We start from the raw sequence: 15,481 nt of genomic DNA on the forward strand, positions 1-15,481 counted from the left end.
CGGCACCCGACGAGGGAACGCCGCCGCACCTGGTGGGTACGCCGGTTCACGAAGACGCGGCATCGGACAGCTGTCCAGGCAGATACCCCTCTGCCTGTAGGCCGAACAGCCGCGCGTACACGCCGTCCGTGGCGATGAGCTCGTCATGGCTCCCCTGCTCCACCACCCGGCCTTCGTCGAGCACGAGCAGTATGTCGGCGTCGCGCACCGCGGCGAGCCGGTGGGAGATCAGCAGGCTGGTCCGTCCGGCCCGGTGGTCGCGCAGCGCGACGTGGATCCGGTGCTCGGCCTCCGCGTCCAGACCCGAGCTCGGCTCGTCAAGGATCAGCAGGTCACACCGGTCACGAAGCAGAGCCCTGGCCAGGGCCAGCCGTTGCCACTGACCTCCGGAAAGGACCACCCCCGCCTCGTTGTCCGGGTTCTCCGCCTCCGCCGCTCCGAAGAACATCCGGGTGAGCATGGTGTCGTACCCTCGCGGCAGCCTCGCCACCGTCTCGTGTACGCCCGCCCGGCGCGCGGCCGCCTCGATCCGCTCCCTCTCACCCTGAGCCTTCAGATCACGGAGGGCCTCCAGATCACCGAGGCCGATGTTCTCCACGGCCGTCAGGTCATACTCCATATAGTCCTGGAACACGACACCGATCCGGCGGCGTAGCTCGGCGGGGTCCATGTCCCGGACGTCGACCCCGTCCCACAGCACCGCCCCCCGATCCGGGTCGTAGAACCTGCAGAGCAGCTTGACCAGCGTGCTTTTGCCGGCCCCGTTCCGGCCCACCAGCGCGACCGACCGACCGTACGGGATCGTGAACGTCACGTCGCGCAGCGCCCACGGATGGTCGGGGGAGTACCGGAACCACACTCCCCGGAACTCGATCCCGCGCCGTAGCGGCCCCGCGTCGAGGGGCGCGGCAGGCACCGGCAGGTCCGGCTCGCTGCCGGTCACCATGAGGTGGTGGTCGAACAGGAGCAGCTGCTGATGCACCTGCGTCACCTCGCTGACCAGACCGGCGACCGCAGACTGCACTCCGGCGACCGCCGCGATGACCAGCGCGACGTCGCCGGGACTGATCTGCCCGCTCTGGGCGGCGAACAGTGCCCAGAGCAGGCCCGCGGCCGCTACCCCGGCTGCGACCACCCCCAGTCCGGACTGGGTGACGAGCTCGCGCAGGTCCATGCGGCGGCGCTCGGCGTTGGCGGCATGACGCTCGGCGGCCATCCGCGACCGGAAGTGGCGGCCGATCCCGAACAGGCGCAGTTCCTTGGCGGCCTGCACACTCGTCAGCAGCTGCCGGAAGAACATTTCCCGCCGCTCGACCGGCCCCACCCGCCACATCATCGCGGCACGCTGTCGTGACAACCGTAGCTCCGCGAAGATCGCGGGCACCGCCCCGAGCACCGCCACGCCCGCAAGCCACGGAGTGACCGCCAGGAGCGCCACGAGGAACCCGGTCACGGTGATCAGCGCGCGGCCGATCGCCAGCGCGCCACAGACCACCATGCTGGGGGCGGCGCCGCCCGACTGGTGGGCAAGGCTTAGCCGGTCCAGAAATTCGGGATTCTCGAACCTGCTCAGCCCGGCGAACCGCTCGGTCGCGGCGAAGATCCGGTCCTGCGCGAGCAGTCCCACCCGCCGCTCCAGCTCCTGGCGGAGGTAACCGGACGCGTGCGGCAGCGCGGTGGCGGCCACCCCGGCCGCCGCCAGCCCGGCGCCGGCGACCAGCAAGGGCGTCTGCCCCGTCGGGTGATCGGTGATCACGTCCAGAACGAGCTTGGTCAGCCACGCCACCGCCACCGGGACGGCCGCCTCGACGAGCGCGAGCAGCCCGTACCCGAGCATCAGGTGCCATCCGGCGCGCCAGGCCAGGGCCAGCGCGGTGATCAGCCCTCGCGGGGTCGCCCTCGCACCACCGAGTCCCTCTGACATGGCCGCCTCAGACCCCTGCGGTCGCCATGCGTACCTGGTCGAGCTGGAACCCGCTGACGAGCACCTTGCCCGAGGAGTCCAGTACGGCGAAGACGGGGAATGCCTGGACCCGCAGAGCCGTGGCGATCCGGCCCTGCTCGGGTTCGACCACGACACGGGCGGCCGGTTCGAGCTGTTCACGCTGGGGTCTCGCGGCCTCGTCCGACCCGACGACCACGGCGAGCACCTGGCCGCGCCCGCCGGGGAAATCCGCGGCGTGTGAGACGAACTCCGGGAGCCGCTCGTGGCAGGCGCTGCAGGAAGGCGAGAAGAAGCCGACCAGGGTGTTTCCCGAAAGCAGTTCTCGGGAAACGGCCTCGCCGTCGGTCGTGGTCGCCTCGAACGGCTCGGCGACCTCACCGCTGCCGAGCATCGGCTCAGGAGTCGTGACTACTCCGGACGGCATCTTGGAAAGGAGCTCCGCGTGCACCTTCAAGCGACGGATCACACCGACCGTGAGGATCAGATCGAGCAGGCAGATGACGCCCACCAGGACGACGAGAGCGACGACGAAAGCCATTGTGGCCTCCAAGCAGTAGATACGAGGACTTTCAGCTGCAGAACCCGGGGCAGGCCAGGCACACCGGCCTTATGCGATGGACCGGAAGAAGCCTCATGCGGGGGGAGCGGAAAAGGTCGGCGATGTCCTCGGCGGCCGCCACCAGAACGGCGATCACACCACCCGTGACCACCGCTGTCATCGCACCGGCGAGGTCGGGTGCGGCATCGGCGATCGGCCCGCCCGCCATGCCCAGACGAAGCCGGCGTACGACCGCCGGTCGCGGAGCTTGCTCACGGCCGAGATCAGGAAGACCAGCGCGACCAGACTCCGGCAGCCTACGACGATGTACTCCATCAGCAAGACCCACCTCGTCCTTCTCCCGAGACAACGAAGGCTGAGCACGCCGGCGACAGGACTGATACACCGCTGATACACGCGCCCGCGCACGTTTGAGGCACAACAGCGACGTCCAACGACGTTCGCCACGACGATCGAACGTCATCGGCGCAAGCCACGTCGTGGCTCCTCGCGTGGACGGGCAGGAGCCAGGACGCGGGCGACGGTGCCGAGCATTCGGTCGGCGGGCAGCAGTCCGAAGACGCGCGAGTCGTATCCGCCGTTGTCGCCGAGCACGACCAGCGCCCCCAGCGGAACGACCGGTGACGGCGCGGGCACGCCGTCGGGAACCCGGTCACCTCCGAGCGCGGCGACCCGCTTGACCATCCAATGGCGATCAGGCGTGTAACGGTGGGCAGGCGGCGACGCCCATCGGCCATCACGACCTGGCGACTCCACGACCACGATGTCGCCGACCGAGACTTCGTTCGCACGCCGCCGGCGGACGAGCACCGTGTCGCCATCGTGGAGTGCTGGGAGCATGCTCTCGCCGCGTACCGCCACAACCAGCCACCGCCGCCGGAGGAGGACCACTGAGACAGTGGCGGCCGGCATCAGGAACACCAGCGTGCCGGCCACCACCTTCACCACGAACCGCCTCCGCTCATCTGCGGTCCTTCCGCGCGAGCCGGGGACATCGGTGGCTCAGCACGTACCAGTGATGACCGTGCACGAGTAGCAGTAGACCGGGATTCCGTTGCACCCGCCGTCGCAGAGTTTGCTGTAGCGCAGCCCGCCCGAGCAGTAGCAGAGCTGGTAGAAGGTTCCGCAGGTTGACGCCGACGCCTCGCCACGGGGTACGAGACGGGTGAGCAGGTGGTCGGCGAAGCGACCGATGACATCGATCATTCCGTTCCTCCGTTCGCGGGCCATCGGCGCGCTCGCCGGGTGGCCCTGATACCAGTTCGCGGTGAACGCTAGGCCCATGGGCGATAGAACTCATACGCGCCGAATACACCGGACTGGCCATCGAGCCGACGGCGGCATCCTGTGCGGAGCACATTCGCCGTTGCCTTCCTGGGTTGGCGTACAAGCGGGCGGTCACTGGTTCGAACCCAGTACCGCCCACCAGCGAAGACAAGCCCCGTAGCGATCGTGCTGCGGGGCTCCGTGCCACTAACGTGCCAATCGTCGAGGGCGCGATCTCGCTCAGTGGCAAGGGCGGGCCTGCTATGGACAAGGCATGTTCGGCGCAGGCGACCGTCCATGAACAGCGGTCCCCGATGCGGGGCTATGGGCTATGGCGTCAAGGACCCGCTTTGCCCCCGTGAACATTGAGGGCGTCGTGGCCGAGGACCAGGGCCTCCACGCTGAGTGTCTCACCGACTGTCCGTAATCCGTGTGGGCCGTCGAAGGCATCGGCCCGCAGTCGGAACCGGCTCACATCGTCGACCTTGAGAGCGCGCAGCCGCCAAGGCCGATTCGGGGAGTCCTGTTCAGTGGGCGGGTGGGCGAGAACTACGGTGGCGAAGGAGTCTTGCGGTATCTCGTGACGGGTGTGTGCGACCGTGTACTTGGCGAACCGGAGCTCACCCTCTGGAGGTAGGTCGAGATCCGGTGCTATGACGAGGTGTGGGCGCGTCGCCCCTGGTGCGGTGATTCCTTCGACCCATGCTTTGGTGGTGTCCGGGAGTCGCTCCTCGCGGATGATGCGACGTAGTTCATCGGTGAACCAGGGCGTCAGTGCGGGGCCACCGTTCTTGATCCAGGTCTCGACCAGGTAATGGAATGCCTTCTCGCGGCGGCCGCCTCGGCGGGCGCCTGCTGCCAGGATGTCGGTACCCGCGCCAGCGAGTGCGCTGGCGAGCAACTGGACGGGGATCCGATCGGCGAGGTGGGAGTGGCCGACCATGCGGATCTCCAGCATCACTCTGTGCAAGATCCTGGCGGCGACCAGGACCGCGCCCTCTGGTTGTGGTCGCCGTCGCTCAGGTGTGCGGCGGGTCTGTTCCTCACGGGCTGGGGTCCGCTGGTCGGCGGCCCGGCCTGCGGTGGAAAGATGCCAGGCCGGGTCATCGGGGTGTGCGGTGCCGCTGGTGGCGCGCACTCTACCGCCCGCGCCGACGCCGACGACTATCCCCTCCGTCCCGCATTGCAGGGCGACTCCCATGCGATCGTCGGAGTCGAAACCAACGTCGGTGACGTCCTTCAACCTTAGGAACAACTCGGGCGGTGCCCCCGCCTGTAGGCCAGCGTCGTAGCGGCGCGGGGCGGTCATGACGAGAGACCCGGTCAGCCGGGTGCCGACACGTTCGAGCAGTAGAGTGCGGACCTGGGCGGCGGCCAGGTCGTAATCGGTGCCGAGTTCGAGTGCAGACTCTGCCGTCAGCGGCATGAACGGCGGCCTCACCCGTCCTCGGGAGTCCCTGCTGTGAAGAGGCTCCGCAACCGATGGCGGCAAGATCTGTTCCAGTGGCTGCCCCGCCGCCTGGGCTTGCTCGACCATCCAACTCCGCCGCCCCGGCCCGAGATCAGCCATCCAGGCGAGGGCAGCGCTGGCACGCCGCTCCCGCCCAATGGAGGTGAAGGCGGTGGCGGCATGGAACAACGGGAAGGTGTTGTTGTCCCACACATCCGCGACCTCGTAGATCGCTAGCCGGTCGTACATCCGTGCATCTGCTGACGCCTCCGCGATCTGCACGAGCGACCTATCCAGCAACGCGCCCAGGGCGCCCAGCGCCGTCCCTTTCTTGGCCATGTCAGCGACATATCACGGATCGATGTTCAGCATGCGGTTTGTGCGTGAGAGCCTGGCGCAGCGTGGGGTATGCAAATGAGAAGATCGCCGCCGAAGGACGTGAACTGAACGCCGAGCGCCGACGACGGCATGCGGAGGGGTTCGCGTTGCTTCCCGCCTGATCGCAGGCATCGCCGTACTGAGTGACTATCTGGGTGACAGCGGCCATGGACGAACCTGGACAGCGGTAGGCCGTCATGGACTGTATGTGCAGGTCAGGGCGAGTGTCCGGGCTGGTCCTACCCCTTCCTGGGTCGCCTTACAAGCGAGGAGTCACTGGTTCGAACCCGGTACCGCCCACCAGCGTGAAGAGCCCCACCTTCCGTCAGGGGAAAGCGGGCCTCGTGCCATTAACGTGCCACTGGCCTTGACTCTCGACTGCCGGGCATCGGTGAACAGTCCGAAATCTCGGAGCCGTGGGAGGGGTGGTTCGCCTTGGTTGCTTGTGGGGGCGGCGGCTCAGGCGACCTTGACGGAATGAGAGCCGACGCTGATCGTCACCTGAAGGTGTCCTCCCAGGGCGTTCGCATAGGCGCGAAGGGTTTCTATTTCCATAACCTCAGGATCGCCATTCTCGATTTGGGAGACACGGGATTGCGAAATGCCCAGGGCGGCGGCAATATCGGCCTGAGTCTTCCCTAGTGCCTTACGCAGTTCCTTCAGGTGATGTCCGGCCACGTACGCATCCAGCTCAGCGTCGGCTGCGGCCTGCCGGGAAGGATCGGCCAGCTCCGGATGGCGGCGGTGCGCCTCCGCCTTGACTTCGCGCCAGCTACGAGCAGGGCTCATCTCGGTCTTCCTTCGCCTTGTCTGCGCGGTATTGGGCGTAGCGTTGCTTGGCCAGAGGGATTGCCTCGTGGTACCAGCGCGACCATCGTCCCGCCTTGTCTCCGGCTACCAGAAGGATGGCTTCCCTCTCCGGGTCGAAAACGAACACGATCCGGATCTCTGAGCGGCCTCGGGAGCCGGGGCGCAACTCCTTCAAATTGTTCAGGTCGTCGTCTTCCAAGGTATCCACGAGCGGACGGCCCAAAGCCGGACCGACCTCGGCCAGCCGGTTGATGGCCCGTTCAACCAAGGTTGCAGTGTGAGGGTCGGTCTCGCAGAGCTTGAGGAACCAGTCCTCAACCGGCTCTAGCAGTACGACGTTCCAGGCCAGACCTTGGAATATAACCCCTGGCTTCTACCCCTGTCAGGCTACCGCACGGGGTTCACTGCGCTGCCGACCAGGGCTGGCGAGTGGAGCTTGCCGAGAGAGCGTCGTGCGCCTCTCGGTACGGGCTACGCCGACAGCGACTGGGTGACGACTTGGGAGGCACGACGACCAGTTCGCCCGTGTCCAACTCGACGTGCTGTTGCCGAACACTGACGGTCCCGACGTTCAGGGTCCAGGTCCGTCCGCCGCAGTGCCGCGACCTCGCCCCATCGCAGGCTCGCGAAGGTCGCCGGCAGGATCAGCGCGCGGAGCCGTACGGGGACGAGGTCGGCCAGTTCGAAGACCTTCGCCGCGGTGAGGATCGGCCGCTCTTCCGACTTCTCCTCGCCGCGCACCGCGAGGGAACCGGTACGTGCGGCACTGGGTCCTGATGCTTTAGACCCTCGCCACCTGGTCCAAGGGCGAGTGGGTGATCAGGCAGAGGTCGGCGCTGCCCGGCACGGGTGGAGGGCGTGCGGCCGGATCTCGTGCCCGGCCTGGTGCAGGTTGATGGCTGATGTCTCCGAATTTGCCTCCGGCGGGGGCCTCGGAGGATGGTGTGAAGTGGCGACGGACGTTCTCCGGCTTCTTGTGCCGTGCCGGGACGGCCATCGGCATCAGCAGGGAGGCGCCCTGTCAAAGGTGAGCGCGACCTACCGGGTCCCGGCTCGGTACGCATGCCCTCGATCATGGCAGTCGGCGACAGCTGTGGTCCCGCGGTCGCCGGCCCCCGTTCCTGAACGGGAAAAGTGCCTTTGACGGGGCGCTGACAGGACCTTCGGCGCCCGCTGCGCTTCCCGCACAAAGGCACTTCTCTTCACCGCGTGTTCATCAGCAGCAGTACAACTCGGCCGAGGCGGACGACGCGACGACCACCCCACCGGCAGTGGCGGACACGGCGAACAACATGGCGGCCGCCAGGCGTAGCAACGTGCGCTTCATGGGATCTCCTTCGTCGGCAACAGTCGGTCACCTCGGTCCGGGGAGCGGATCCGTCGGCGACCGCATCACGGTTCGTAGACGACGATGCGCGGCCGACCCTGGACAATCCTTGCGAACAACCTTGAATCGGCAGATCGGAACCGTTACACACGGGTGATCGAGAGATAGGGGTGTGGCGTGCCGCTGGAGTTCCGACTTCTGGGTGACCTGGAGGTTCGCGTGGACGGCCGGCGCGTCGAACTCGGGCATCACCGCCAACGGTGCGTACTCGCGGTACTGCTGGTCGAGGCCGGCAGGCGCGTGTCGATCGATCAGCTCCTGGACCGGGTGTGGGGCCACCACCCGCCTCGGCATGGCCGCGACACGCTCTACAGCTATCTGTCCCGCCTGCGGCGGATGCTGGCGGCGGTCGACGGTGCGCGGATCGCATGGCAGAGCGGCGGCTATGTGATCAGCGTCGATCCCATGACGGTCGATGTGCACAGGTTCCAGCGCTGGGTCGGAGAAGCCCGAACCGCCGCGGACCCCCACGCCCGACATCTGCTGGAGCAGGCGCTCGCCCTGTGGAGCGGGGACGCCCTCGCCAACCTGGACACCCCCTGGCTGAACACGCTGCGCGAAGGGCTGGTCCAACAGCGTCATGCCGCCGAACTCGACCTCACCGACGTCCATCTCCGTTCGGGGCGGCATGCCGAACTGGTGCCCGCGTTGACGATACGGGCGGCACGCCATCCGCTGGACGAGCGACTGGCCGGTCAGCTCATGCTCGCCCTGTACCGCAGCGGCCGGCCGGCCGAGGCCCTGCGGCACTACCAGCGGATCCGGCTGCACCTGGTCGAGGAACTCGGCGCGGACCCCGGCCCGTCGCTGCAGGACCTGCACCGCCGCATCCTGACCGCCGACCCCACGACGACACCGCCTGCCTCCACACCGGCCACACTGTCCGGGCCGCCTGGCATCGTGCCGCGTCAGTTGCCGGCTCCGCCGGCCCGGTTCACCGGCCGAAGAGCCGAACTCGGTCAGCTCAGCAGAGCGTTGGACGAATCCGGCCGGCCAGGAGGCACGGTGGTGATCTCCTCCATCGGCGGGATCGGGGGCATCGGGAAGACGTGGCTGGCCCTGCGCTGGGCGCACGAGAACATCGACCGCTTCCCCGACGGACAGTTGTTCGCCAACCTGCGGGGCTTCGATCCGATCGAGCAGCCGACGTCCCCGGTCACCGCTGTACGCGGCTTCCTGGAGGCACTCGGCGTCGATCCCCAGGGGATGCCGACAGACCTGGACGCGCAGGTGGGCCTTTACCGCAGTCTGGTGGCCGGACGGCGGATGCTGATCGTGCTGGACAACGTCCGCGACGCCGACCAGGCCGCCCCCCTGTTACCCGGCAGCCCCACCTGTACGGTCGTGGTGACCAGCCGCCATCAGCTGGCCGGAATGACCGCGGTCACTGGCACCCGGCCGGTGGCTCTGGACGCACTCGACGACGCCGAGGCCCACGAGTTGCTCCTCCACCGACTCGGCGCCGACCGGTTGGCGGCGGAACCGGAAGCCGTGGCCTACCTGCTGGCCTGTTGCGCGGGTCTACCGCTGGCTCTGGCCGTCCTCGCCGCCCGTGCCGTGCTCAGCCCGCAGTTGCCGCTGGCCGCACTCGCCGTCGAACTATGGGACACCACCGACCGGCTGGACGCGTGGGACTCCGGGGACCTGCGGACCAACCTGCGCGCCGTGTTCACCACGTCCTACCTCGGCCTCTCCGCGCAAGCCTCCGAGGTGTTCGGACTGCTGGGCCTGGCGCCGGGCCCGGACATCGGCCTCGGCGCCGTCGCCGCCCTGACCGGCCTCGCTCCCGCCCGAGTACGCGGACCGCTGCGAGAACTGGAAGGGATGTCGCTGATCCATCAGCACACTCCGGGCCGGTGGCGCATGCACGACCTGGTCCGCCTCTACGCCGCCGAACAAGCCGGCGAGGACCAGCCCGAGACCGCTCGGCAGGCCGCGCTTCGGCGGTTGGTCGATTTCCACCTGCACACCGCCTACGCCGCCGAACGGCTTCTCGCGCCGCATCGCACACCGATCAAGCTCGGCGATCCCGCTCCCGGATGGTGGCAGGGGCCGCCGGCCGACCACACCGCCGCCTGGACGTGGTTCGCCGACGAACACGCCTGTCTGCTGGCCACCCAACGCCTCGCCGCGAAGCACAACTGGCACGAGGCGGTATGGCAGCTTGCCTGGAGCCTGGACACCTTCCACTTCCGGCGCGGAACCCTTCAGGACCAGTTCGACGACTGGCTGGCGGGACTGGAAGCCGCTCGCCATCTCGACGATCCCGAGGCTCAGATGCTGGCTCACCGGGTCCTCGGCCACGCCTGCGCGCGGCTGGGCCGGCATGGCCCGGCCATGGATCACTTCCAGCAAGCGCTCACCCTCGCCCAGCGCACCGGGGACCTCGCCGCCCAGGCCCAGATCCATCAAGGTCTGGCGATGTCCTGGGCGCAGCGGGAGGATCTTCGGCAGGCTCTGGAGCACACCACCCAGGCCCTGCACCGCTATCGAGCCCTCGACGACCCCGTGCAGACGGCCGACGCGCTCAACGACATGGGCTGGTACGCGAGCAGGCTCGGACTGCACACCGAAGGCCTCGCCCACTGCGAAGCCGCCCTGGCCCTGTTCCGCCGCCACCGGCACCGCGACGGAGAAGCCAACACGCTCGACAGCCTGGGATACATCGCCCACCACACAGGTCGGTACGACCAAGCCCTGAGCTACTACAACGAAGCTCTCAGGTTGCTCCAAGAGATCGGCAACGCCTTCGACGAAGCCAACACCCTGGAACACCTCGGAGACGTCCACGCCACGATCGGTGACCAGCAGCAGGCCCGCAACGCGTGGTGCCAGGCGCTACGGCTCTACCGAACCCAGAACCGTGCTGAGGACGCCGACCGCGTTCAGCGCCGGTCGCCGGCCGTCTGAGCGTCGATCCGCGGTTCTGCCGCGCCTGGTCCTGACCAAAGGCGTGTCCGAGCAGGTCACCGTTGCGCGATTCCATGTCAAGCCGATGGACACGCCTTCCGCCATGCCATGACGACCCCGGACTCACCCGGCATCAGCGGGTACGGAGCATCCGGGGCTGTCTGGAGCTTCACTTCCTCGAAGCCAAGGCGTCGGGGAACGGCCGCGCTGGCAAGATTGGCCGCGTCGTGCCGAATTTCCAGCCACCTGACTCCGTCCAGCGCGAACCCCGCCGTGATCAGCGCGGCGACGGCCTCGGTGGCCAGGCCCCGGCCGGTCCAGTCCCCGCGCAGCCAATAACCGATCTCCAGGCCGCCTGGCCCGACCCTGCGCATCAGCCCGCAGCCGCCAACCACCAAGCCATCCACGGTGATGGCGTACTTGTACGCCTCGTCCCGCTCCCACTCCGAAAGAGCCGTGGTCACCAGCCCGGTCGCAACCTCGCGACTGTCTCCCACCGCAAGGCGTGACCAGGGGAGCAGATGATCGTAGGAGTCCCTGATCGCCTCAGTCAGCGCATCGATGTCCTTCTCCTGCCATCGGCGTAGTTCAAGGCGGTCGCAGGGAAGAATTTCGGCTGGACGTCGCATCACCGTTCCCGGGTGTGGTGTTCGAGCGCTACGCCGACGACGCAGTCGTGCACTGCTCCAGTCTGGAGCAGGCCGAACGGGCACTGACACTCCGGCCTTCGCCGCTGCGGTGGCTGGGCTACAGTGCGGCGCGCCGAGGGGCGACGAGGCGCTCTGCGGCGGCCGTGATGAACGCTGACACCGCGGCTTCGAACTCCGCCTCACGGATCTTGAGCTCGGCCTGGTCGGCCGCGCCGCGCAGCGCGTCCATGTGGGCGAATGCGGCGTCGGCGAGCGGCTCGGGCTGACCTGACACCAACCGCAGCCGGAAACGCGCGGTCTCGGCCAGGGCTCCCAGGCGGTCGGCCTCGATGCGCGCCTGATTGAGTTCGGCAGGATCCGACCGCCGCAGCCACGCGGCGACGACAGCGCGCTTGAGCTCGGTCACCGCGCCGGCGAACTCGCTGTAGGCGGCCAGACGTTCCTGGCGCAGCCGCTCCCCATGCGTGACCGCCTCAGTTCGCATGGCGGTCCGCTGCTGGAACAGGTAGGTGCTGAAGGACCCCAGCAGGGTCCCGAGGACGGCGATCAGGCCCCCAAGGACAGCGCTCACCCGCAAAGTGGACCATGTCCGGCGCCTGAGCCCAAGCCAGAGGTCAGCGAATCATGAAATCAAACTGCGCCATGCTCACCCAGCACCCCGCACCCTCGACCGTCCTGCGCATGCTCCGCGAGCATGACCAAAGACCACGGCGGCGTCGGCAACGGCCACGGCTGACAGCCGCCCTGCCGTACCGACGAGGGCGCCCGGCACGGGGAGTCGGCCACCCGGTGAGGGCTCAGATGCCGAGGTCGGCGTCGCGCGCCCGGGCGACGGCCTCCGCGCGGCCGGAGACGCCGAGTTTGGCGAAGATGTTCGACACATGGTTGCGGATCGTCTTCTCGCTGAGGAACAGGCGCTGTGCGATGGCGTGGTTGGTGAGCCCGGCGGCGACGAGGTCGAGCACCTCCCGTTCGCGGTCGGTCAACTCGGGCAGCGGGCGGGGACGTACGGTCTCGGCGGACAGGGCGGCCAGCACCCGGCTGCCGGCGGAGGAGCCGAAGACGACCTGGCCGGCCGCCACCGCCTGGAGCGATCGGATGATCTCGGTCGGCGGTGCCTCCTTGAGGAGGTAGCCGCGGGCTCCGGCCCGGACGGCCGCGATGATGGTCTCGTCGTCCGACAGCATGGTCAGGGCGAGCACGGCCACGGCGGGATGGCGGGCCCTGATACGGGCGGTCGCCTCCACGCCGCTCATCCCGGGCAGCTGCAGGTCCATCAGGATCACATCAGGGGCGTTCCGCTCGACCAGTTCGATGGCGGCCTCGGCGGTGGCGGCGACGCCGACGACCTCCACCTCGGGCAGGTCGCGGAACAGCGCCAGGAGTCCGTCGGCGAAGATCGGGTGGTCCTCGACCACGATGATGCGGATCATGGGGTCGCCAGGGGGAGCCGGATTGTCAGGTGGGTGCCCGTCCCGTCGCCGCTGCGCAGCTCGAAGGTGCCGCCCAGTTCCTCGGACCTGCGCCGCATGGAGGTCAGGCCGACCCCCTGCCCCGGGGTGGATCCGAGGGAGGAGAGCCCCACTCCGTCGTCGTCGATGTGCAGCTCCAGGGTGTCGCGGGCGCGTACGCGGACGGTGCAGTGGGAGGCCTTGGCGTGGCGTGCGGCGTTGGTCAGGGCTTCGGCGGCGATCCGGTAGGTGGCCAGCTCGATCGGCGCGGGCAGGTCCGGCAGGTCGGCCTCCACCTCGACGGCCAGGTGGCCGGCGAACCCCTTTCCCAGCTCGGCGAGCGCGCCCGCGAGCCCGAGGTCGTCCAGAGGGGGTGGCGGCAGGTCGTTGACGATGGCCCGGATGTTGCCGACGGTGGCCCGGATCCGGGCGGACAGGTCGTCCATGATCTCCTTGGCCTTTCCGGGATCGGTGTCCACCAGGCGCCGCCCGCGATCCATCTGCAGGGCGAGGGCGGCGAGAGTGGGGCCCACCCCGTCGTGCAACTCGTACCGCAGCCGGTCGCGCTCCTCCTGCCGGGCGGCCAGCAGCCGGGCGTGTGAGCGTTCCAGGTCGGCGCCGAGATGATGGGCGTGGACGGCCACCGCCACATGGGGGGCCAGCTCCGCCAGCAACGCCCGGTCCCTGGGGCGCAGCCGCTCGCCGACCACCAGCGTGCCGACGTCGTGGCCCCGGTGGTGCAGAGGGACACGCTCAGCGACCGCGCCGCGGGCGCCCCAGGAGGCCACGACCGTTCCCTGCTCCTCGACCGCCACGTACGGCACCCGCAGGACGCGGCCGACCTCGGCGGCCATCCGCTCCAGCAGGTCTCCGGGGGCGCCCGCGTCCGACAGCCGCGCCCCCAGACGGCGCAGCGCCCTTGCCGGGTCGTCCCGGTCGCCGTAGACCAGACGGTTGGCGGCCGCGCCGGCCCGCAAGTACAGCGGATGCACCGCGAGCGCCACCAGGACCGCCGACGCTCCGGCTCCCAGGACACCACCCAGCGTGAAGGCGATCAGCGCGTAGCCCGCCAGCAGCAGCACGCTCACGGCGCTGAAGGCCAGCGCGCGCGACAGCAGCAGGTCGAGATCCCACAGTCGGTGGGCCACCACGGCCACGGCCACCCCGGCCGGCAGCGGCACGCAGGCCAGGGCGACGATCGGCGCCCCCCAGGGGACCATCAGGGCCAAGCCGAGCATGCTCACCGTCAACAGGGCCCCGGCCACAACCCATTGCAACCGACGGCGCATCTGCTCATCGGATCGCCGGTAGCGCACCACCAGCGAGGCGAGGGCCGCCATCACGGCGATGAGCGAGCACACGGTCCCGGCCACGCGGACCGCCGGAGGGACTCCGGTCAGGTGCGCGAAGACTCCCTTGTAGCCAGGGGGATACATCCGGCCGACCTCGCCCATCAGGGTCACCGGCTGGAGAATCCAGTCGAGCGTGGCCACGGCGATCCCGGCGACGGCGGCCGCCAACGCCGGCCGCCATCGAGGCGAGGGCAGCCGCCCATCAGGAAAGAGCAGCAACAGGACGGTCGGCACAGCGAGGTAGGCCGGCACCCAGACCCAGTTCGACACCCACATCGCCCAGTCGTCGCCGGGCAGCCCGCCGTCGTTGATACCCAGCAGCCCGTACGCCCCGAGGGCGACGCCCATGGCCTGGGCCGCACCGACGACGACCATGAGCCACCCGACCCGGCTCGCCGGCCGCTGCGCCACCACGAGCACGCCGGGCACGCCGAACGCCAGGCCGGCCACGCATCGGAAGGCGTCGAAACGCTCCACTATTCCCGTCACGCCGATATGCCGCAGCCGGGGCTCGACGATGAGCGCCATCGCCACCAGGAGCACCAACACGGTCACCGGGACGATCACGCGCCAGGCCGTTCTGTCCGCCACGAAGGTGATGGTGCCATCCGCGAGTCCCGACGTCACGGGACGAGATGTCCCGTCGACGTCGGGACCGGCGCCTCACGACGCCCGATCGTCCCGGCCTGGATGCTCGAAGAACCGCCACCGAGACACCTCCTCCGGGGGGTCGTCGCGGCGGCCCGCGCACGACGGGCCGCCTGAACCGTCCGTGCCCGCCGTTCCCGAGTCGCTGGACGAACCGTCCGTGTTCGTACACGGCCGTCCTCCGCCGGGATCCGACCCTTCGAGGAGAACCCATGTCATCGGTACCGTCCCCTTCCCTGACCCCGCCGGCCACGTCCGCGTCCGCCGGCCGCCCCTTCGCCCGCGCCGTCGTCGCCACCGTCGGCATCCTGCTCGTCATGGACGTGGCGGGCGCGCTGATATCGCTGTCGGCCGGGCTCAACCCCACCTTCCTGGACGCCCTCGGGCCGCAGGCGCGGCTGTCGGCGCCGATCCCGATGATGATCGCCCAGGTGGTCCTCGCCTTCGCCGTGAGCCGGCGGCGCCGCTCCGTCGCCGCTCCGGCCGCCGTCCTGCTGATGATCGCCGGGATCCTGGCTTTCCTGTCCGGGTTCTCCGACGGCGGCTACGCCGCCGACCTCACCGCCGCCCAGAGGGTGTTCCAGGTCGCGCTCGTCGCGGGACATCTGGCCATGGGCGTGTTCGCCGGGCTCCGCCTGGTCACGCTCCTGCGCAGGTGAGATTCGCGGATTCGTC

Annotated in this window: 14 protein-coding genes; 2 read left to right on the plus strand and 12 right to left on the minus strand. The window is 69.1% G+C overall.

Features of this window, described 5'->3' with window-relative positions; all coding sequences use genetic code 11:
• Window positions 1-46: 46 nt before the first annotated feature.
• From IMZ11_RS28750 to IMZ11_RS28785, 8 genes are all read right to left on the minus strand, one after another.
• Complete coding sequence (locus IMZ11_RS28750) at window positions 47-1,924, minus strand: ABC transporter ATP-binding protein (RefSeq protein WP_228645582.1); 1,878 nt, start codon at window positions 1,922-1,924, stop codon at window positions 47-49.
• A 7-nt stretch (window positions 1,925-1,931) separates the two neighbouring features.
• Complete coding sequence (locus tag IMZ11_RS28755) at window positions 1,932-2,483, minus strand: TlpA disulfide reductase family protein (RefSeq protein ID WP_228645583.1); 552 nt, start codon at window positions 2,481-2,483, stop codon at window positions 1,932-1,934.
• A 177-nt stretch (window positions 2,484-2,660) separates the two neighbouring features.
• Window positions 2,661-2,819 (minus strand): hypothetical protein, encoded by a 159-nt coding sequence (locus IMZ11_RS28760; protein ID WP_228645584.1) that lies wholly within the window; start codon window positions 2,817-2,819, stop codon window positions 2,661-2,663.
• Between the two features lie 144 nt (window positions 2,820-2,963).
• Window positions 2,964-3,452, minus strand: a complete 489-nt coding sequence (locus IMZ11_RS28765; RefSeq protein ID WP_228645585.1) for a S26 family signal peptidase — start codon at window positions 3,450-3,452, stop codon at window positions 2,964-2,966.
• A 54-nt stretch (window positions 3,453-3,506) separates the two neighbouring features.
• Entirely contained in the window at window positions 3,507-3,710 is a 204-nt protein-coding gene (locus IMZ11_RS28770) for a hypothetical protein (protein WP_228645586.1), read from the minus strand.
• A 397-nt stretch (window positions 3,711-4,107) separates the two neighbouring features.
• Complete coding sequence (locus tag IMZ11_RS28775; protein ID WP_228645587.1) at window positions 4,108-5,559, minus strand: hypothetical protein; 1,452 nt, start codon at window positions 5,557-5,559, stop codon at window positions 4,108-4,110.
• Between the two features lie 498 nt (window positions 5,560-6,057).
• Window positions 6,058-6,387 (minus strand): helix-turn-helix domain-containing protein, encoded by a 330-nt coding sequence (locus tag IMZ11_RS28780; protein ID WP_228645588.1) that lies wholly within the window; start codon window positions 6,385-6,387, stop codon window positions 6,058-6,060.
• Window positions 6,371-6,676: a type II toxin-antitoxin system RelE/ParE family toxin gene (locus IMZ11_RS28785; protein ID WP_374462907.1), complete on the minus strand. Its 306-nt coding sequence runs from the start codon at window positions 6,674-6,676 to the stop codon at window positions 6,371-6,373. The genes IMZ11_RS28780 and IMZ11_RS28785 overlap by 17 nt, the downstream gene beginning before the upstream one ends.
• 1,236 nt (window positions 6,677-7,912) lie before the next feature.
• On the opposite strand from IMZ11_RS28785, the gene IMZ11_RS28790 reads away from it, so the two are divergent.
• The gene (locus IMZ11_RS28790; RefSeq protein WP_228645589.1) at window positions 7,913-10,705 is read left to right on the plus strand and encodes a BTAD domain-containing putative transcriptional regulator; all 2,793 of its coding nucleotides are present in this window, start codon (window positions 7,913-7,915) and stop codon (window positions 10,703-10,705) included.
• Between the two features lie 77 nt (window positions 10,706-10,782).
• On the opposite strand, the gene IMZ11_RS28795 is transcribed toward IMZ11_RS28790, so the two are convergent.
• From IMZ11_RS28795 to IMZ11_RS46370, 4 genes are all read right to left on the minus strand, one after another.
• Window positions 10,783-11,334, minus strand: coding sequence for a GNAT family N-acetyltransferase (locus IMZ11_RS28795; protein ID WP_228645590.1), 552 nt, complete (start codon window positions 11,332-11,334; stop codon window positions 10,783-10,785).
• 118 nt (window positions 11,335-11,452) lie between these two features.
• Complete coding sequence (locus IMZ11_RS28800) at window positions 11,453-11,926, minus strand: hypothetical protein (RefSeq protein ID WP_228645591.1); 474 nt, start codon at window positions 11,924-11,926, stop codon at window positions 11,453-11,455.
• 226 nt (window positions 11,927-12,152) lie between these two features.
• Window positions 12,153-12,788, minus strand: a complete 636-nt coding sequence (locus IMZ11_RS28805) for a response regulator transcription factor (RefSeq protein WP_228645592.1) — start codon at window positions 12,786-12,788, stop codon at window positions 12,153-12,155.
• Window positions 12,785-14,749 carry a sensor histidine kinase gene (locus IMZ11_RS46370; protein WP_228645593.1) on the minus strand — a complete coding sequence of 655 codons (1,965 nt, stop codon included), beginning with the start codon at window positions 14,747-14,749 and terminating at the stop codon, window positions 12,785-12,787. The genes IMZ11_RS28805 and IMZ11_RS46370 overlap by 4 nt, the downstream gene beginning before the upstream one ends.
• Window positions 14,750-15,018: 269 nt before the next feature.
• On the opposite strand from IMZ11_RS46370, the gene IMZ11_RS28815 reads away from it, so the two are divergent.
• Complete coding sequence (locus IMZ11_RS28815; RefSeq protein WP_228645594.1) at window positions 15,019-15,465, plus strand: hypothetical protein; 447 nt, start codon at window positions 15,019-15,021, stop codon at window positions 15,463-15,465.
• Window positions 15,466-15,481 lie beyond the last annotated feature (16 nt).

The sequence above is a fragment of the Microtetraspora sp. AC03309 genome (genome assembly GCF_020826795.1).
GTDB lineage: Bacteria > Actinomycetota > Actinomycetes > Streptosporangiales > Streptosporangiaceae > Microtetraspora > Microtetraspora glauca.